This window comes from Alicyclobacillus kakegawensis NBRC 103104 (assembly GCF_001552655.1).
In the GTDB taxonomy this organism is placed as follows: Bacteria; Bacillota; Bacilli; order Alicyclobacillales; family Alicyclobacillaceae; genus Alicyclobacillus_G; species Alicyclobacillus_G kakegawensis.
Genome location: NZ_BCRP01000006.1, coordinates 170648 through 190855, shown reverse-complemented (window position 1 = coordinate 190855; position 20208 = coordinate 170648). Strand labels below are relative to the sequence as shown.

At 60.7% G+C, this 20208-nt stretch carries 16 protein-coding genes; 14 read left to right on the top strand and 2 right to left on the bottom strand.

What is annotated here, in order from left to right; all coding sequences use genetic code 11:
• Positions 1-8 precede the first annotated feature (8 nt).
• The 10 genes from AK2_RS07060 to AK2_RS07015 all read left to right on the top strand — a co-directional run bounded on the left by AK2_RS07060 (position 9) and on the right by AK2_RS07015 (position 10814).
• A complete protein-coding gene (locus AK2_RS07060; RefSeq protein ID WP_067932779.1) occupies positions 9-332 on the top strand; it encodes an urease subunit beta in 324 nt (107 codons plus the stop codon).
• Positions 329-2044 carry an urease subunit alpha gene (gene ureC, locus AK2_RS07055; protein WP_067932777.1) on the top strand — a complete coding sequence of 572 codons (1716 nt, stop codon included), beginning with the start codon at positions 329-331 and terminating at the stop codon, positions 2042-2044. Before AK2_RS07060 ends, ureC begins: the two co-directional genes overlap by 4 nt.
• A 58-nt stretch (positions 2045-2102) precedes the next feature.
• Entirely contained in the window at positions 2103-2573 is a 471-nt protein-coding gene (locus AK2_RS07050; RefSeq protein ID WP_067932774.1) for an urease accessory protein UreE, read from the top strand.
• 11 nt (positions 2574-2584) lie between these two features.
• Positions 2585-3271: an urease accessory protein UreF gene (locus tag AK2_RS07045; RefSeq protein WP_169794742.1), complete on the top strand. Its 687-nt coding sequence runs from the start codon at positions 2585-2587 to the stop codon at positions 3269-3271.
• Positions 3272-3292: 21 nt separating this feature from the next.
• Positions 3293-3901, top strand: coding sequence for an urease accessory protein UreG (gene ureG, locus AK2_RS07040; protein ID WP_067932770.1), 609 nt, complete (start codon positions 3293-3295; stop codon positions 3899-3901).
• Entirely contained in the window at positions 3873-4727 is an 855-nt protein-coding gene (locus tag AK2_RS07035) for an urease accessory protein UreD (protein WP_217994676.1), read from the top strand. Before ureG ends, AK2_RS07035 begins: the two co-directional genes overlap by 29 nt.
• 31 nt (positions 4728-4758) lie before the next feature.
• Positions 4759-5787, top strand: a complete 1029-nt coding sequence (locus AK2_RS07030) for a HoxN/HupN/NixA family nickel/cobalt transporter (RefSeq protein ID WP_067932766.1) — start codon at positions 4759-4761, stop codon at positions 5785-5787.
• A gap of 301 nt (positions 5788-6088) precedes the next feature.
• Positions 6089-8551 carry a beta-mannosidase gene (locus AK2_RS07025; protein WP_369406122.1) on the top strand — a complete coding sequence of 821 codons (2463 nt, stop codon included), beginning with the start codon at positions 6089-6091 and terminating at the stop codon, positions 8549-8551.
• A 49-nt stretch (positions 8552-8600) separates the two neighbouring features.
• Positions 8601-9518, top strand: a complete 918-nt coding sequence (locus AK2_RS07020) for an ROK family protein (protein WP_067932764.1) — start codon at positions 8601-8603, stop codon at positions 9516-9518.
• A 303-nt stretch (positions 9519-9821) separates the two neighbouring features.
• On the top strand, positions 9822-10814 hold the full coding sequence (locus AK2_RS07015) for an SPL family radical SAM protein (protein WP_245632804.1): 993 nt from the start codon (positions 9822-9824) through the stop codon (positions 10812-10814).
• 196 nt (positions 10815-11010) lie between these two features.
• Here the strand turns inward: AK2_RS07015 and AK2_RS07010 are convergent, their stop codons facing one another.
• Positions 11011-11553, bottom strand: a complete 543-nt coding sequence (locus AK2_RS07010) for a TetR/AcrR family transcriptional regulator (RefSeq protein WP_245632803.1) — start codon at positions 11551-11553, stop codon at positions 11011-11013.
• 29 nt (positions 11554-11582) lie between these two features.
• The gene (locus tag AK2_RS07005) at positions 11583-12290 is read right to left on the bottom strand and encodes an MBL fold metallo-hydrolase (protein ID WP_369406123.1); all 708 of its coding nucleotides are present in this window, start codon (positions 12288-12290) and stop codon (positions 11583-11585) included.
• 386 nt (positions 12291-12676) lie between these two features.
• On the opposite strand from AK2_RS07005, the gene uvrB reads away from it, so the two are divergent.
• From uvrB to AK2_RS06985, 4 genes are all read left to right on the top strand, one after another.
• Entirely contained in the window at positions 12677-14674 is a 1998-nt protein-coding gene (gene uvrB / locus AK2_RS07000) for an excinuclease ABC subunit UvrB (protein ID WP_067932837.1), read from the top strand.
• A gap of 103 nt (positions 14675-14777) precedes the next feature.
• Positions 14778-17669, top strand: coding sequence for an excinuclease ABC subunit UvrA (uvrA, locus tag AK2_RS06995; RefSeq protein WP_067932758.1), 2892 nt, complete (start codon positions 14778-14780; stop codon positions 17667-17669).
• Entirely contained in the window at positions 17669-18811 is a 1143-nt protein-coding gene (locus AK2_RS06990) for a PucR family transcriptional regulator (RefSeq protein ID WP_067932756.1), read from the top strand. Before uvrA ends, AK2_RS06990 begins: the two co-directional genes overlap by 1 nt.
• 145 nt (positions 18812-18956) lie before the next feature.
• A complete protein-coding gene (locus AK2_RS06985) occupies positions 18957-20090 on the top strand; it encodes an ABC transporter ATP-binding protein (protein WP_067932754.1) in 1134 nt (377 codons plus the stop codon).
• The last annotated feature ends 118 nt before the right edge of the window (positions 20091-20208 follow it).

The window sequence follows — 20208 nt, the reverse complement described above, 5'->3', positions numbered from 1 at the left end:
GAGTGTCTTTGATACCTGGGGAATATCTACTTTTGGAAGATCCGATAGCATGCAACGAGGGCCGGCCGGTGGTCACGGTGACCGTGGTCAATCGCGGCGACCGGCCAGTTCAGGTCGGCTCCCACTATCATTTCTACGAAGTCAACGAGGCGCTGGTCTTTGACCGCTCGCAGGCGTGGGGTAAGCGCCTGAATATTCCATCCGGAACGGCGGCCAGGTTTGAGCCGGGGGATGCCCGGACGGTGGAACTGGTGCCGTTTGCCGGGGAGCGCCGCGTGCACGGGTTCAACGCCCGTACAGAAGGTCCGCTGGAGGGGAAAACCGAGTCATGACGCTCTGGATGTCGCGCAGACAGTACGCGGACATGTTTGGCCCCACAACCGGGGACGTCGTGCGGTTGGCCGACACGGAACTGTTTATCGAGATCGAGAAAGACCTCACTGTGTACGGAGACGAGGTGAAATTTGGCGGGGGAAAGGTGATTCGGGACGGCATGGGACAGCACCCTCACGCCACGCGGGCGGACGGCGTGATGGATTTGGTGATCACGAACGCGGTGATTGTGGACGCCTCCGGGATCTACAAGGCGGACGTTGGGATTCGGGATGGTCGGATTGCGGCCATCGGCAAGGCGGGAAACCCGTGGGTAATGGATGGGGTGAACGTCCTGATTGGCGCGGGCACCGAGGTGATTGCGGGTGAGGGAAAAATCCTCACAGCGGGGGGCGTGGATGCGCACATTCACTTCATCTCTCCGCAGCAGGTGTCGACGGCGTTGGCTTCGGGGATCACCACGATGCTCGGCGGGGGCACCGGCCCAGCGGACGGTACGAACGCGACGACCTGCACGCCCGGGGCATGGAACCTGCACCGAATGCTGCGGGCGGCCGATGGGCTGCCTGTGAACGTGGGGTTTCTCGGCAAGGGCAACGCCTCCCATGCCGATCCGCTGGTGGAGCAGGTGGAGGCCGGGGCGATTGGGTTGAAGCTCCACGAGGACTGGGGATCCACGCCGGCGGCGATAGACACGGCCCTGCGGGTAGCTGACGAGATGGACGTGCAGGTGGCCATCCATACCGACACATTGAACGAGAGCGGGTTTGTTGAGCGGACGCTGGAGGCCATCGCAGGGCGCGTGATTCATACCTATCATACGGAGGGCGCCGGGGGAGGGCACGCTCCGGACATCATGAAAGTGGCTTCCTATCCCCATATCCTGCCGTCCTCTACCAATCCGACCCGCCCGTTCACTGTGAACACGGTGGCTGAACACCTCGACATGCTGATGGTCTGCCACCACCTGGATGCGAACGTGCCGGAGGACGTCGCCTTTGCCGATTCTAGGATTCGCCCGGAGACCATTGCGGCGGAGGACATCCTCCATGACATGGGCGCCATCAGCATGATGAGTTCCGACTCGCAGGCGATGGGGCGTGTCGGCGAGGTGATTATCCGCACCTGGCAGACGGCGGACAAAATGAAGCGCCAGCGCGGGAAGCTGCCCGACGATGTCGGGCGGGTGGGGGACAATGCGCGCGTGAAGCGGTATGTCGCGAAGTACACCATCAACCCGGCCATCACCCATGGCATCAGCGCCTATGTGGGTTCGGTGGAGGAAGGAAAGCTGGCAGACCTGGTCCTGTGGGATCCGGCCTTCTTTGGGATCAAGCCCGACCTGGTGCTCAAAGGCGGCATGATTGTGCTGTCTGCGATGGGGGATGCCAATGCCTCCATCCCGACGCCCGAGCCTGTCCTGTATCGTTCCATGTTCGGCGCCCTGGGCGGGGCGCGGTTTGACACCTGCGTGACTTTCGTGTCCCAGGTGGCGCAGGAGAACCAGATTGGCGAGAGGCTGGGCCTGCAAAAACGCACGTTGCCCGTGTCGGGGACGAGGCGCCTGCGGAAGTCGGACATGCGGCACAACGACCTGACCCCCGAAATCGAGATCGATCCGCAGACCTATGAGGTGCGGGTGGATGGGGAGTCGGTTCACTGTGAACCTGCGGATAGGTTGCCGATGGCGCAGCGGTACTTTCTGTTTTGAGCGTCGGCCAATCCGTTCGTCTGCGGCCCATGACCACAAGAGAAACGGAGGTTTTTTCGTGATTTGCACCCAGGTGGTCGGCAATATACACCGGGACGCCGTGGGTTCCCGCCGGTTGGACCGGGTGTGGGTGAATTCGGAAGCCCTGCTGAAACGGATACAGCGGCTTCGCACCGAATCCGGACGGGAATTGGGGCTGCGGCTGCCCGCGGACTGCGGCACCTTGCGCGATGGAGACATCCTGTGGATGGACGACGAGGAGGCTGTCGTGGTGTCGGTGTCGCCAGAGCCAGTGCTGGTGGTTTCTCCCAGGTCGCTGCGGGAAATGGGCGAGGTGGCGCACCGTCTGGGGAATCGCCATGTGCCGGTCCAGCTGATGGGGGATACCCTGATCGTCGCCGACGATCCGCTGTTGGAGCAGCTGTTCGTCAGCCTCGATGTCCCCTTCGCCCGAGAAGAACGGGTGCTGCGGGAGCCGTTTCGGCATATCGCGGAGCACACTCATAGTCACGGGCATAAGCACGCTTGATGGTCGATATGATGGACGCGCTGCTAATCCTGCTTCAATTGTATGATTCCAATTTTCCATCCGGCGCTTACGCTCATTCGTGGGGGCTGGAGACGTACATCCAGGATGGCCGCGTGCGCGACGCGGCAACCTTTCGGGAGTACCTGGAGGCCCATCTGCGAGGGCCGCTGGTGTACACGGATGGCTTCGCCTTCCGGCTTGTTCACGAGGCGGCTGCGGACCACGATTTCGAGCGGGTCGCGACGGTGGACGGGCGCTTGTATGTGAACAACGTTCCGCAGGAGACCCGCAGCGCGGCGTGCCGCATGGGTAAACGGTTGGTGGTGATTGCCCGCGCCTTGTTTCCAGGGGAAGCGTTGCTGGCGGAATACGAGCAAGGCGTCCGGGCCGGTCATGTTCACGGGCATCCAGCGGTGGTGTATGGACTGGCTGCGCGCGCCGCCGGGGTCGACATGCCACGTGGGCTGGCTGGCTATTTGTACAGCAGCCTGGCTGTCCAGGTGCAGAACGGGGTGCGCGCTATCCCGCTGGGGCAGACCGACGGACAAAAGCTGCTCTCTGCGCTACGGGTGCAGATTCCCGATTCTGTGAGCAGGGTGCTTGAGCTGCAGGATTGCGACTTTGGCGCCGTCTCTCCAGGATTGGAGATGGCTCAGCTGCGGCACAGTCAGCTTCACGTACGAATTTTCATGTCGTAGCCCTCAGGGAGGGATTCCGGTTTGGAAACGGTACGCATTGGTGTTGGCGGTCCCGTTGGCGCCGGCAAGACGATGTTGGTGGATAAACTGACACGCCAGTTGTATCCGCAGTTCAGTGTCGCGGTCATTACCAATGACATCTATACCAAGGAAGACGCGAATTACCTCATTCGCGAAGGGGTTCTGCCCGAGGACCGCATCATCGGGGTCGAGACGGGCGGGTGTCCGCACACCGCCATCCGCGAGGACGCCTCCATGAATTTTGCCGCGATGGAGGAACTGCTTCACCGTCACGGACACCTGGATGTCATTTTTGTCGAGAGCGGTGGCGACAACCTGTCGGCAACCTTCAGCCCGGAACTCGTCGATCTCTCAATTTACGTGATTGACGTGGCCCAGGGGGAGAAGATTCCGCGTAAGAACGGGCAGGGGATGATCAAATCGGACCTGCTCATCATCAACAAGATTGACTTGGCGCCGTACGTCGGAGCCCGCCTGGAAGTTATGGAGCGGGACGCCATGCGGGCACGGGCGGGTCGTCCACTGTTCCTTACCAATCTGCGGGATGACGTCGGTGTCGCCGAAGTGGTCGGGTGGTTGCATGAGCACGCATTCTTGGCCGGACTCTGAGGCCCGTTCCCCGAAGTGGACGGGGCGGTTGCGGATGGAGTTGGCGGAGCGGCGGGGGCGGACTGAGATTCAGTCCTTGGTCGAAGAAGGTGCGTTGCGCCTGTCCCGTCCGGTGTACGGAGTGGGGCCAGATCCACAATTATACCTGATTCACGTGGGTGGCGGGTGTGTGGAAGGGGACGTGTACGAATTGACCGTGGTCTGTCATACCGGATCGCGTGCGGTGTTGACCACACAGTCCGCGACCAAGGTATACAAGAGTCCGGTGCGGCCTGTCACACAGTCCCTCGCCATCGAACTGGCGCCAGGCGGATGCTTGGACTTTCGCCCGGATGTCATCATCCCCTATGAGGATGCCCGCTATCACCAGCGTACCCATGTACGCATGAGTTCTTCCGCGCGGCTGCTTTATTCGGAGATTCTTACCCCGGGCTGGTCCGCCGATGGGCAGTGGTTCCGCTACAGCGAGTGTCGATCGTGGTTGACGGTTTGGGTGGATGATCGACCGGTTTTGTACGACCACCAGTGGCTGTGCCCGGGTGCCACATTCTCGGGCCTCGGCCAGATGGAAGGTTACACCCATTATGGGTCGCTGCTGGTGATGGGCTATGAGCTCTCCCACCCGACGCATAACGTGTTGGCCGAGTCCGTGCAAAATCTGGGTGTACAGGGGTGCGTCGGCTTGTCGCCGCTGCCGGGCCCGGGGTTTATGGTGCGCGTGTTCGGATTGTCCACCGACGAGGTGGAGCAGGTCTTTCATGTTGTTCGGGGGCGCATCTGGCGCGAATGGTACGGCGCAATGCCGCAACGGTTGCGCAAGTATTAAGGCGCCCGGCGGTCGAGAGGGGGGGAGAGTTTTGAGCGTACAAGGCGCCCCTGGTTACCGCTCTACGCCGGAGCTGGTGATAGGCATTCTGCAGTGCCTGGGATGGGGGACGTGGTGGTGGGGGGCCCATCATGTGTCGAGCCTGTGGACGCTGGGGCCGATGGCGTATCTGTTTGGCCTGCGGCACGCGGTCGATGCTGATCACATTGTCGCCATCGACACCACCACGCGCAAACTTTTGCACGAACGATCCAGCCCGCGGGCGGTGGGGCTGTACTTCTCACTGGGGCATTCTACCGTGGTGTTTGGGCTGACTGCCGTCCTGGCGGTCTGCACCCGCCACTGGGTGACCACCGCTCCGGGCACATTGACGCTCACCGGGTCCGTGGTTTCGGCGGCCTTCTTGTACGTGGTGGCCATCTGGAACGGGGCGTTGTTGTGGACGCTGTCGCGCAACAGACAGTTGTATGCGGGAGCGGAGCACAAGCATGCGTCGGCCACGGGGCTGTTGAGCACCGTGTTCGGCTTCAGTCTGCGCTGGGTGAGCTGTGACTGGCACATGTATTTTGTGGGCTTGTTGTTTGGTCTCGGCTTCGACACAGCGACCGAGATTGCCCTATTGGCTTTTGGTACGGCGACAGCCGGGGATATACATACGCACATCTGGACACCTCTGGAAGGCTTGAGTGTCTTGGTGTTGCCCCTGTTGTTTGCGGCGGGCATGAGCCTTTTGGACGGTTTGGACGGGTTGTGCATGGCCAGAGCCTACGGTTGGGCGAACCAAGACCCCGTGCGGCGCTGGCGCTACAACGTGACGGTCACCGCCCTGTCGACAGGGGCAGCTTGGATGGTTGGCACCTTTGAGTGGGCGCAGATTTTGGCTGGGGGTCTCGCGGGCCCGGTGTGGCAGGCCATCAACTCGGCCAACTGGTGCCACGAGGACATGTGGGGCTTGTGGTTATCGGGGATTCTGCTGTGTTTGTGGGGAGTGGCTTGGCTGCGTAGCCGGCGTGCGCCCCGTGGGCGCGGCGACGCTGGGGCGCGGCGCCTGTCCGGTTGAAGGGATCCTCTGGATGGAACACGCACGATGACTATACTTGCACGGAATGTCAATCGTTTGGGCTTGTTTCCATTCGTTTTTTGTTATGCAAACGGCGTCTGTATTGGTGATAGAAGCGCCATAAATCTCAATTCAATCCATGTTCGCCTGTAAGCGATTTCGATAGAGTGTGGTCAGGCGCGTGGGCGACACCAGAAGCGGAGTGCATTCGTGAGCGCTACGCGGCCAAGGTGGCATCTGGATGAGCAGCGGGGAAGCTCGTTGTGTACGGATGGGTGCATACGGAATAGGGGGACATCGTGTGATCATAGATCTGAATGGCAAGTGGCGCATGAAGGCTGTGAATGCAACGGAGTGGATCCCAGCTCAGGTGCCGGGGTCCGTGTATTTGGACCTGCTGCGCGCGGGCCGCATTCCCGACCCATTCTATCGCGACAACGAGCTGCGCGTTTTCGACGTGGCGAATCAGGACTACGAGTACGAGCGGGACTTCCAGGTGGATGAGCAGCTGCTCGCCGCCGACAGGGTGCTGTTGACCTGCCTGGGTCTCGATACGCTGGCGGACATTGAGGTCAATGGTCAGCATGTTGCGCACACCGATAATATGCACCGGACGTATGAGTTCGATGTGAAGCATCTGCTGCATCCCGGGCAGAACCACATTCGCATCGTCTTTCGTTCGGCCCTCAACTACATCTTGGAGGCCAACGCGCGGGATCCACTCTGGGGACCCGGCGATTCGGTCGAGGGCTTTCCGCATGTGCGCAAAGGGCACTACATGTTCGGATGGGATTGGGGTCCTAAAATTCCCGATTTGGGAATCTGGCGCGACATCTTTCTGCGCGCCTACCGGGTCGGCCGAATTGCCGATGTGCGTGTCGACCAGCGCCACTCGGACGGTCGTGTACGGCTGGACGTCTTGGCGGACGTCGAGGCCTGGCAGGACGCTTCGTTGGAACTGGTGGTGGAGGTCACCGCACCGGACGGCCACGTCCAGCGCGCACACCAATCCGCGGCGCGCGGGCGCAACGCGCTTGCGGTCGAGATCGGCAACCCGGAGCTGTGGTGGCCGAATGGCTACGGGAAGCAGCCTCTGTACCAGGTGGAGGTGCGTCTCCAAGCGGCCGGTCAGACGTGGGACGCGCGGTCGTTTCGTATCGGGCTGCGCACTTTGCGCTTGGTGCGGGAACCGGACGAGTGGGGAGAATCGTTCCTGTTTGAGGTCAACGGGGTGCGCATCTTCGCTTGCGGAGCCAACTACATCCCGGAAGACAACCTGTTGGCCCGGCGCAGCCGGGAGAAAACCCGGCGGCTGCTCGAAGATTGTGTGGCGGCCCATTTCAACTTCGTCCGTGTGTGGGGCGGCGGTCTGTATCCGGAGGACTACTTCTACGACCTGTGCGACGAGTTGGGGATCGTGGTGTGGCAGGATTTCATGTTTGCCTGCGGTGTCTACCGGCTGACGCCTGAGTTTGAAGACAACATCCGCCAGGAGGCCGTCGACAACCTGCGCCGGCTGCGCCACCGCGCCAGCCTGGGGCTGCTCTGCGGCAACAACGAGATGGAGGTGGCTTGGGCGGACTGGCAATTCCCGAAGCCCGACGACCTGCGCCAGGACTACCTGAAGATGTTTGAGCAGGTGTTGGCGCAGGTGGCGTGCCAGGAAGCGCCGCAGGTGGCTTACTGGCCGGCATCGCCGTCGTCGGGGGGCGGCTTTGACAACCCGAACGACGAGAACCGCGGCGACGTCCACTACTGGGATGTTTGGCACGGGCTCAAGCCGTTCACGGAGTACCGGAAGTTCCACTTCCGTTTCTGCTCGGAGTTTGGATTTCAGTCCTTTCCGTCCATCAAGACGATAGAGACCTTCACCGAGCCCGAGGACCGCAACGTCTTCTCGTATGTGATGGAGAATCACCAGAAGAACGGATCGGCCAACGGCAAGATTTTATACTACCTGGCCGAGAACTTCCGCTATCCAAAGGACCTGCCTGCGCTTGTGTACACGTCCCAAATCCTGCAGGCGGAAGCCATCAAGTACGGGGTCGAGCACTGGCGCCGCCACCGCGGGCGCTGCATGGGGGCCATCTATTGGCAGCTCAACGACTGCTGGCCGGTCGCTTCTTGGTCCAGCATCGATTATTATGGACGGTGGAAGGCGCTGCACTACTTCGCCAAGCGCTTTTTCGATCCGCTTCTCATCTCGGCCTGCGAAGACGGCAGCCAGGTGGCGCTGTGGTTGACGAACGACCGCTTGCAGGAGGTCACCGGCACAGTGCGCTGGCGGCTCTGCGACGCCCAGTCGCAGGTTTTGCGCGCCGGCGAACAGGTGGTCAGAGTGCCGGCGCTTTTGCCGCAAAAGGTCATCGACCTCGATGTGTCCGATGTGTGCGCGGACATGGACGTGCGGCGCCGCACCTATCTCGAATACAGCTTCGAGACTGGCGACGGGGTGCGTCAGGGCACGCTGCTTTTGGCGCCGGCCAAACACTTCGAATTTGTCAATCCGCGCCTGTCCGTCGCGGTGGAGGACGCGGGTGACGCCTTTGTGGTGCGCGTTTCGGCGCAGGCGTACGCCAAGTACGTGGCGCTCGATTTGTCTGGCGCGGACGCGGTGTTCAGCGACAACTTTTTTGACCTGTCGGCCGATGCGCCGCGTACAATCACGGTAGCCAAGTCGTCCCTGTCGCGACCGTTGTCGCGCGACGAGTTTGCGCAGGCTTTGCAGGTAACGAGCCTATATGATACGTACGATCACGAATGAGCGCACGGCGGGCGCGCCGACAGCGCTGAGAAATGGAGGAACACCCGCCGTGTACAGTATTGGCGTTGACCTGGGCGGCACCAAAATCTTGACCGGGGTTCTCGACGAACAGGGCACCCTGCAGCACACACTGGAGCTGCCGACGATGGCGGCGGACGGTCCGGATGCCGTCATCCGACGTATGCGCGATACCATCGATAGAATGCTGGACCGGGTGGGTCGCGCCAATGTCATCGGCATCGGTATCGGGGCTCCCGGGCCTCTCAACCCGCACACCGGCATGGTGTTGGGTCCGCCCAACCTGCCGGGATGGGACCAGATCCCGCTGCGGGACGAGCTGCATGAGGTGTATGGCCTTCCCGTGTACCTGGAGAACGACGCCAACGCGGCTGCGGTTGCTGAGCACCGCTTTGGGGCCGGCCAGGGCAGCTTGCAGATGGTGTACATCACTGTCAGCACCGGTATCGGCGGCGGCGTGGTGATCGACGGGCAGGTGCGCCAGGGGGCCGCCGGCGGGTTTGCCGAGATTGGCCACATGATTGTCGATCCGGACGGCGCCCGCTGCAACTGCGGGAACCGCGGATGCCTGGAGGCTGTGGCGTCGGGAACAGCCATTGCCCGCATGGCGAGCGAGGCGTTCGGGCGGGCCCTGACGGCGGAGCAGGTGGCTGAACTGGCGATGCGCGGGGACAACAAGGCACAACAGGTTCTCGACACAGCGTTTTACTATCTGGGCATCGGCCTGGTGAACATCGTCAATCTGTACGACCCCGACTTGATTGTCATTGGCGGGGGGGTGGCCCGCATCGGGCAGCCTTTGTTTGCAGCGCTGCTGCAGGCGCTGGGGAGCAACTATTTCCGTAGGAGCTACGGGATGGACGTGCCGATTGTACCAGCCCAGCTGGGCGCAAAGGCCGGTGTCATCGGCGCCGCGGCGCTGCCCTGGCTGGCACGGGAGCAGGCATAGAATGCGCGGTTTTGTTTTGCGGGGGCTGGATCGTGCGTACGATCCAGCCCCTGTTGGTGTTCCAGCAGGGATATCGCACCGCAGCGTGGAACGCATCCGCTGCTGACATGTGCGAAAATCCGCCCTTCTGGAGAATGCGTAGACCGTGTGGCGTTCTTGCACAGAGGGAGAAACGATTGCAAACGCGCCCGGCCAGGGTATAATGGACGTATGGGAACATACGTTCGAAGTCATGGATTCCCAAAGTGCGATTCGTAAACCGCGACAGTTCACGTGGGTGGTCCGTGACGGAGGAGGGTGCCAGTGCGTCAGCCGCCGACATACCAAGACGTTTTGACAAAACAGGCGATGAATCGGGTGAACGCCCCCAGCATGCCGTTTCATTGGTCCATCAACCCGTACCGGGGCTGTTCGCACGGATGCAGTTTCTGCTACGCGCGTGTGACGCATACGTACCTGGGCATGGGGGCCGACGACACGTTCCGCAGAAACGTTCTGGTGAAGGCAAACGCCGCCGACGCCTTGGCGGATCAGCTGGAGCGCAAGCTGCGCCGGTGCGGGGGCGACTTGCAGTGCCTGGCGGCTGACATTGGGCTGGTGACCATCGGCACCGCCACAGACCCATATCAACCGATTGAGGCCAAGCGCCGAGTCACGCGGCAGTGCCTGGAGGTGCTCGCGGAATACCAGGTGCCCACCTCCATCACGACTCGCTCTCCGCTCATCCTTCGAGACCTCGACATCCTGCAGAGGATGCGCTTGCACTCTATCAACATCAGCGTGCACACCCTGGACAAGCAGGTCTGGCGAAATCTTGAGCCGGCCACGCCAGCGCCGGACAAGCGCTTGGCCGCCGTACGCGAGTTGGCGGCAAACGGTCTCCCGGCAGGTGTGTTTTTGGCACCAATCGTACCCTATCTGACCGATTCGACGCCGCAACTGCGGGCGGTCGTCGAAGCCGCAGCCGCTATGCACGCTCGTTTTTTAGTGCCGTCCATCCTCCGTCTCACCCCAGAGGTAAAACAGTGGTTCATGCAGACTCTGCGCCAGCGTTACCCGCATCTAGTGGCCCGCTATCAGCGGCTGTATCGGACGGCCTACCCGCCAACCGCCTATGTCGATCCGGTCCTGCGCCGAGCGCGCGCCCTGATGGCGGAGTTTGGGCTGGACTCGCATGCCCCGCGGATGGTGGAAGCTGCTCCGTCGGCGGCAGCAGAAAGTGGTGTCGGCGGCACGGCATCATCCGCGGCAAAACGGTCGGATGGGGCCAGCCGGCAGCTGGTGCTGCCGATCTGAGGTGCGTTCGGGAGCAGCATCGTTTTCGGAACAGTTCTGTTGAGGTGGATGTCGTGTATCAGAAAATTCTCGATTTCCTAATTGATGCCAAAAAAACAGACGTATGCCTCTCAGGGGGATGATGCTTCTGTCACTCCACTTTTAACAGGTTCCCGTCAACTTGAATACCGTAGCCGGGAACCCCCGGCTCGTTTTGTTAAAGTGAGCTGCAATGTAAACCGCGAAGAAAGACGGATATCAGCCGACGATAGCTCTCGTCTGTATCGAGAGAGAGCCCAAAGCCTCCCGCTGCTTCGAGCGATACAAAACCATGAGCGACGCTACGGAAGCCACGGACAACGTGTAGGGCGTCCTCGTATTTAAAATGAAACGGCTCCAGCACGGTCAGTACCGTTTCAATGATGGCTTGGGATGCCTCTTGTACCTCACGGTCTTGCGGATCAGGCGCGTGCAAAGTTGCCTGGTAAAGGCCGGGGCGTTCCCTGACAAATGAGCGGTATGCATATAGCATTGATTCAATGGCCTTATCAGACTCTTTGCCGATGGCGGCCCCTTGGAGTCGCTTGTTTAATTCACGTATGCCGTAAAGGGCAAGTTCCCGACGCAGCCCCGGTAAACCTTTGACATGATTGTACAGTGAGGGAATGCGTACGCCAAGACGCGAGGCCACTGCCGCAAGTGTGACATTTTCAAATCCAACTTCATCGGCTAATCTAGCCGCGGTGAGAACGACGGACATTCTATCCAATCCAGCCCTAGCGACCATCTCTATATCTTCCCCTTCAACTTGCGTTCGGCCATCTTAATGGCGGCATCCATGGCTTCGAGTGGATTAACAAGTATATTGCCATGTCCCACAGCTAAGTGAGACGGACGCAATTGACGTAAGTGTTTCGCGCTGGTTAGAGCTGTAGGCTTGTGCCAGGTTGCAAGTGCAGGAAACGGGAATAGTGGTCGTACCGTACCCGAAACTGCCACTCCTCCCTGTGTCTGAAACGCATCACCTGCGATGAGAGTTCTATCCCTTGTATCGAAAAAGGCAACATGACCAGGTGTATGTCCTGGGCACGAAATCACCTCAAGGGAACCAATGCGGTCTCCTGCATTGAGGAGGCGAGTAGGACTTGTCTTACACGGTCTCACCGAACCGCGGACCTTAACCTGCGGCTCGCTAGGATCAATACTGGTGTCTCCACGAAGCAGTCGGGCATCGCGGACTGAAATCATAACTTCCGCGTTAGGCGAAGCTTTGCGCAATGTATCGAGGGAACCAACATGATCCCCGTGGGCATGCGTGAGTGCGATCCGCAGGATCGGCATGTCGAGCTTCTGAGCTGCCGTGCGAATGGCCTTGGCGCTCGACGGAAGTCCTGTGTCAATCAAAGTTAGTCCGTCAGCCTCTTTGACGAGGTAGCAATTCACTGGGAATACGCCAGGGTAAAACGTAAGTTGGATGCAATTCCCGAAATAAGTCATTCTCATTGATAGGTTTACCCTCCTTGATCGTGGTCCTGGGTTAGCTGACTTGTGCCGTCATGCCAACACTTTCATTGGGCCAGCAAAAACTAATATGCATTCATTTTAAGCTAACTACATTAGTTTGTCGTGATGATCGATTCCGTATTACGCTCTCCCACCAGTTGCCGCCACAAGATGTCACTCGCGTTCGCTTTCGTCTCGTCCCGCATTGTTCTGGAGCGGCCACACATCGATGAGCCCCTGAATCAGAACAATTGTTCCCTTTTTGCCGTTATGGTAACATAAAAGGTAGCACACTGCGTCTGCGGACGCGGTAGTTACCGCGGCGCACCAGGCCGCGCCCTGACGAGGGTGGTGGGCGCCGACAAGAGGGGCGATCCGTGTTGTCCATCGACAACGGTCAGTTTGAACTGGTCTCTGACTATCGTCCGACGGGGGACCAGCCGGAAGCCATTGATAAGCTGGTCAAGGGACTCGAGTCCAATCTCAAGTATCAGACGTTGCTCGGGGTCACCGGATCGGGCAAAACCTTTACCATGGCGAACGTCATTGCCAGGGTCAACCGGCCGACCCTGGTCATTGCCCATAACAAAACGTTGGCCGCGCAACTGGCGGCCGAGTTCAAAGAGTTTTTCCCCAATAATGCGGTCGAGTACTTTGTGAGTTATTACGATTATTACCAGCCGGAGGCGTACATCCCTTCGACCGACACGTACATCGAGAAGGACGCGAAGATCAATGACGAGATCGACAAACTGCGCCACTCGGCGACCGCGTCTCTACTGGAACGGCGGGATGTCATCGTCGTGGCCAGTGTCTCGGCCATTTACGGCTTGGGCGATCCGGACGAGTATCGTGGCCATGTACTGTCCCTGCGTACCGGCATGGTGCGCAGCCGCGACGACATCCTGCGCCGGCTGGTCGACATGCAGTACGAGCGCAACGACATCAATTTTACGCGCGGGACGTTCCGGGTGCGCGGCGATACAGTGGAGATCTTTCCGGCTTCACGTGGTGAGCAGGCGATTCGCGTAGAGCTGTTTGGCGACGAGATCGACCGCATCACCGAAATCGACGTGTTGACCGGCGAGGTGCTGGGAGTGCGGGAGCACGTCGGGATTTACCCGGCGTCGCACTTCGTGACCTCGCGCGAGCGACTGGAGCGGGCGATAGAGCGCATCCGCCGGGAACTCGCCGAGCGGCTGGAAGAGCTGCGCGGTGAGGGGAAGCTCCTGGAGGCGCAGCGGTTGGAGCAACGGACCAACTATGACATCGAGATGATGCTGGAGATTGGTTATTGCTCCGGGATCGAAAACTACTCGCGCCATCTGGAGGGACGGGCGGCCGGAGAACCGCCGCATACCCTTCTTGATTACTTTCCTAAAGATTTCTTGACCCTGATTGACGAATCGCATGTCACTCTGCCGCAGGTGCGGGGGATGTACGGTGGCGACCGGACGCGCAAGGAGACGCTGATCTCGCACGGGTTTCGGTTGCCTTCGGCGGCGGACAACCGCCCGCTGACGTTTGAAGAGTTTGAGCAGCGGCTGGGTCAGGTGATCTTTGTCTCCGCCACGCCAGGGCCGTACGAGCTGGAACACCAGCAGCAGTTGGTCGAGCAGATCATTCGTCCCACCGGGCTTTTGGATCCGGAGGTTTTTGTCCGTCCCATCAAGGGACAGATTGACGATTTGGTCGGCGAGATCAACGTCCGCATTCGTCGCGACGAGCGGGTGCTGGTGACCACATTGACCAAGAAGATGGCGGAGGACCTAACCGACTACCTCAAGGAACTGGGGATCAAGGTCCGTTATCTGCACTCGGACATCAAGACCATAGAACGCATGAAAATCCTGCGTGAACTGCGGTTGGGGACATTTGACGTGTTGGTCGGCATCAACCTCCTGCGGGAAGGACTGGACCTGCCGGAGGTGGCCTTGGTCGCCATCCTCGACGCGGACAAGGAAGGGTTCCTGCGCGCCGAACGGTCGCTCATTCAGACAATTGGGCGGGCAGCCCGCAACGCGCACGGCCAAGTCATCATGTATGCGGACCAGGTCACAGATTCGATGCGGGTGGCGATTGAAGAAACGGAGCGCCGCCGCCGCAAGCAGCAGGCGTACAACGAGGCGCACGGCATCACCCCGCAGACGATACAAAAGGCGGTACGGGAGGTCATAGAGGCCACGCGCGCCGCGGAAGAGAAGGCAGAGTATGTGAGCGTCATCGAGCAGGCGCAGAGGATGTCCCCGCGGGATCGCAAGTCGCTGATTCAGAAACTGGAAAAAGAGATGAAGCAGGCGGCCAAGGAGTTGCAGTTCGAGCGGGCGGCCGAGCTGCGGGACATGATTGTCGAGCTGTCCGAGTCGGCCTCTGCTTGATGCGACGCGAGCCCGCTGGGAGCCGCTGCGGGCAAAGGCGGCGGATTGGCAGGCCACGGTCGGTCACGGGGCTAGGCGGTTGCAGTGAAAGAGGAGGCTGTTGATGTCACAAGACCGTATTGTCGTCAAAGGGGCGCGTGCCCATAATCTGAAAAACATCGACGTATCCATTCCCCGCGATCAGTTCATCGTGATCACGGGATTGAGCGGATCTGGCAAGTCGTCGCTGGCGTTTGACACCATCTACGCCGAGGGGCAACGGCGTTACGTGGAGTCTCTGTCCGCGTATGCACGACAGTTTTTGGGCCAAATGGACAAACCGGACGTGGACTCCATCGATGGTCTTTCACCAGCTATCTCCATTGATCAAAAGACGACCAGCCGCAACCCACGCTCCACGGTCGGAACGGTGACCGAGATCTACGACTATCTACGGCTCCTCTTCGCGCGCATCGGGCGGCCGTACTGCCCGAACTGCCACATTCCCATCACCTCGCAGACGGTGGAGCAGATGGTGGACAGGCTGCTCGCGTACCCGGAAGGTACGCGTCTGCAGGTGTTGGCCCCGGTGGTTCGCGGCCGCAAAGGGGAACACCAGAAGTTATTGGAGGACCTGAAGAAGAGCGGTTACGTGCGGGTCCGCATCGACGGGGAGACGCGCGAGGTGGGGGAACCCGTCCGCCTGGAGAAAAATCGCAAGCACAACATCGAGGTGGTGGTCGACCGGATCATCATCCGCCCGGACGTGGGCGCCCGCTTGGCGGACTCACTGGAGACCGCGCTAAGCCTGGCCGGCGGCATCGTGCTGATTGACCTGATGAAGGACGGGGAGGAGCTGCTGTTCAGCCAGAATCTCGCCTGCCCCAATTGCGGCTTCAGTGTGGGCGAGTTGGCCCCGCGCATGTTTTCTTTCAACAGCCCGTTCGGCGCCTGCGAGGCCTGCTCCGGTCTGGGGGTGCACATGGAAGTCGACCGCGACCTCGTCATCCCGGACGACAGCCGGTCCATTGCGGACGGGGCGATTGCACCTTGGTCGGGTGGGTTTTCGACCTATTACCCGCAGTTGTTGGCGGCGGCCTGCCGCAGTTTCGGGATTGACATGGAGGTTCCCGTTTCCCAGCTTCCGCCAGAGCAGCTGGATAAACTGCTGTACGGCAATGGCGAGCGGATCCGCTTCACCTACGAAAATGATTTCGGCCAGACGAAGACGGCCGAGATCCCTTTCGAGGGCGTCATTCCGAACCTTGAGCGCCGTTACCGGGATACCTCGTCCGATTCCATTCGGGAATTCATAGCCGAGTACATGGCGGCCAGCCCTTGTCCGGCATGCCGCGGCAAGCGCCTGCGTCCGGAGAGCCTGGCGGTCAAGGTGGGAGGCAAGGACATTGCCGAGGTGACCGACCTGTCTGTGCAAGAGGCCCTGACGTTCTTTGCGGGGCTCGAATTGACCGACAAAGAAGCCGCCATTGCCCGGCTGATCTTGCGTGAAATTTCCTCGCGGCTTGGCTTCTTGCGCGACGTGGGGCTCGAATACTTAACCCTGAGCCGGTCGGCCGGCACATTGTCCGGCGGCGAAGCGCAGCGCATCCGCCTGGCCACGCAGCTGGGGTCGAGCCTGATGGGCGTCCTTTACATCCTGGACGAGCCCAGCATTGGTCTGCATCAACGGGACAATGAGCGACTCATCCGGACTTTAGAACACATGCGGGACCTGGGGAACACCTTGATTGTCGTGGAACACGACGAAGACACAATGCTGGCTGCCGATTATATCATCGACATGGGGCCGGGCGCTGGGGATTTGGGCGGCCAGGTGGTCAGCGCCGGCACGCCGCAGCAAGTGATGGCGGACGAGCGTTCATTGACCGGACAATACCTGTCCGGCAGGCGGTTCATCCCGGTGCCGGAGAAACGCCGCAAGCCGGACGGGCGCTGGTTGAAAGTGAAAAAGGCTCGCGAGAACAATCTCAAAAAGATCAACGTGAAGATCCCAATTGGCGTGTTTACGTGCGTGACCGGGGTATCCGGGTCTGGAAAATCGACGTTTGTCAATGAGATTGTCTATAAGACGCTGGCGCGGGACTTGAATCGGGCGCGGGTGCGGCCGGGCGCCTGCGACGGCATCGAGGGCCTGGAACACCTGGACAAGGTGGTGGACATCGATCAATCGCCGATTGGGCGCACGCCGCGGTCGAACCCGGCCACCTACACCGGCGTGTTTGACGACATCCGCGACCTGTTTGCCACCACCAACGAGGCGAAGATGCGCGGGTACAAGAAGGGCCGGTTCAGCTTCAATGTGCGGGGCGGCCGCTGCGAGGCGTGCCGCGGGGACGGCATCATCAAAATTGAGATGCACTTCTTGCCGGACGTGTATGTCCCCTGCGAGGTGTGCAAAGGCCGGCGGTACAACCGGGAGACGCTGGAGGTCCACTACAAGGGCAAGAACATCGCCGAGGTCCTGGACATGACGGTCAGCGATGCCTTGAAGTTCTTCGAGAACATCCCGCGCATCCAGCGCAAGCTGCAGACGCTTGAAGATGTGGGCTTGGGATACATGCGCTTGGGCCAACCGGCGACGACACTTTCCGGAGGAGAGGCCCAGCGCGTGAAGTTGGCATCGGAACTGCACCGCCGCAGCAACGGCCGCACTCTGTACATCCTGGACGAGCCCACTACCGGCCTGCATGTCGCCGATATTGAGAAACTGCTGGCGGTGTTGCACCGCCTGGTCGATGCGGGGGATACGGTGTTGGTGATTGAGCACAACCTCGACGTGATCAAGACGGCCGACTACCTGATTGACCTGGGGCCCGAGGGAGGTGACCGGGGCGGGGAGCTGGTGGCCGCTGGGACGCCGGAGGCGGTGTGTCAGGTGGAACAATCCTGGACAGGGAGGTTTCTAGCTCCCATTCTGAAGCGGGATCGGGAGCGGGCAAGAGTTCAGCAGGCTCAGGAGGAGACGGTCGGCAGCGTACAGGAGGTCGGCCGCTGATGGCGGCGGCCCCGTGGTATGCGCCCTTGTTCGAGTGGGCCGACGCCACTGGGTGTTCCTTCGTCATTCTCCATTATGACGCGCCAGAACGAAGGCGGGAGCCGGGGGATTGGTGGAAGTGGGGACGCGCGTGGTGCCTGCACTTGGACGACGCCGTGTACGCACGCATGGACCGGGCACCGGACAGCATGACCCGCACCACATTGTCGTGGTTGGTGCGACAGTGGGCCGAGGCGAAAGGGGACACCGGCTACCTGTGGTTGGAGGGGGAGTTGCGGGAATTGTTTGTGGCGAAGCCGGACGACCTCATCCTGGCTTTGTCCAGCCCGCCTTCGCCAGCCGCGCAGTGGCCGTTTCGGGCCGACTCCGGCCGGTTGGTCTGGTTGCAGCCGTTTCCGCTCAGCCACACCGGCTCCCGTGACGAGAGCGAAGATGTGGAGAGGGCTATTCTGGATTTGGTGCGGGAACTCGACGACAGTGTCGAGGGGGGCTGGCTGCGCCTGGCCGATGGGAGTTCGGGAGTGTGGCTGTTTTGGCCGGACGGGTTTAGGGCGGTGAAGTCCAATGAGCGTGCTGTTACCGGCGGCGAGGCGGGGCACGCCGAGCCGTCATCACTGGTTTCTGAGCAGGCTCATGCATTGGTGGATTTGCGCGCGCGCTTGACGGAGCTCCTGCAGGCGTTGGGCGCCGAACTGTTTATCTCCTGCGAGGCGGCGGCCGGAGCACCTGCCTCGACCCCTGGCGTTCTGCCACACGCGCTCGCGACCACGGTTTTAACCTGGCGGCGTCGCCACCGCATGCACGGGCCAAACCGGATCTACATCTGGCAGGAGAACCCACTTGAGAGCTTGTTCATCCTCCAGACCGATGCGGCTGCCAGCCTGTTCCTGGAGGCGTTGCGTCAGCACCTTCCTGTGACCAGCGCCCCCGCGCGCGTTTTGCCGGACGAACTGCAAGCGACCTTGGCGGGGCTGGTGCGGGCGAATCTGAACGTGAGCGAGGCGGCGCGGCTTTTGTACCTGCACCGCAACACGCTGCTGCACCGCATTGAGCGGATCCGCGAAGAGACCGGATACGACCCCCGCTGTTTTGAAGACGCAATGACTCTCTATGTGGCCCAAGCGTTGCTGCGTCGGCCTTGAAGGCAACTTGCCCAATTGGACGCCCGGACATGAGGCACTTTGTCTATTGGGTGGCCTCGTGCGGGCTGGTATATTCAAAAGCAAGGGGAAGCTGCTGGATCTTTACGTTCCCAAATGAAACCGCTTGAAGTGAGGAGGATGCGGCATGGCAGAGGTCATCCTGAAGAACATCTACAAGCGCTACAACAACGAAGTGACCGCGGTGAAAAATTTCAACCTGGATATTCAGGACAAAGAGTTTGTCGTGTTCGTCGGTCCCTCGGGTTGCGGCAAGACGACGACACTGCGTATGATTGCGGGCCTGGAGGACATCTCTGAAGGTGACCTGTACATCGGCGGCCGGCGGGTGAACGATGTCGCCCCGAAGGACCGGGACATCGCCATGGTCTTTCAGAACTATGCGCTGTATCCGCACATGAGCGTGTATCAGAACATGGCGTTTGGCTTAAAACTGCGCAAGGTCCCGAAGGCAGAGATTGATCAGCGGGTACGCGAGGCGGCACGTATTCTCGACATCGAGCATCTGTTGGACCGCAAACCTAAGGCGCTGTCTGGCGGCCAGCGGCAGCGCGTAGCGTTGGGCCGGGCCATTGTTCGGGAACCCCAGGTGTTCCTGATGGATGAACCGCTGTCCAACCTGGACGCGAAGCTGCGTGTGCAGATGCGTGCGGAGATTCGCAAACTGCACCAGCGCATTCAGACGACTGTGGTGTACGTGACGCACGACCAGACGGAAGCCATGACCATGGGCGACCGCATCGTCGTCATGCGGGATGGTGTCATCCAGCAGGTGGACACGCCGCAAAACGTGTACAACTACCCCAGCAACCTGTTCGTGGCAGGGTTCATCGGATCGCCCGCGATGAACTTCCTCCGCGGAAGCCTGGTCGAGGATGGCGGCAAGGTGTACTTCCGGGCTCCGGAATTGAACCTGCTGATTCCCGAGGGTCGTTATCCTGCGCTGCGGGAGGCGGGTGTCATCGGCAAAGAGGTGGTGCTCGGCATCCGTCCGGAAGACCTGCATAACGAAGAGGTGTTCCTCTCCGCCTATCCGGAAACCTCGTTCACGGCCCGCATCGACGTGGTGGAGAACATGGGATCCGAGCTGTATGTGCACACCAGCAAAGGCGGTCAGACGGTTGTGGCCCGCATCAGCGCGCGCAGCCATCCGCAACCGGGGACGGAGATTCAACTGGTGCTTGATGGAAACAAGATCCATATCTTCGACGCGGAGACGGAGCAGGCGGTGCCGCTGGTCGGACAGTTGCAGACCGCGTGAGTGCCTGTTCTTCTGAATCCAGCTGTCCATCGTCTGTGTTTGGGCGTTGCCCTCGTTTCGCGGTGCGTGTCACAATAGAGGTGTGGATGTGGCGTGTCCGGCCGGCCCGAAACATCAG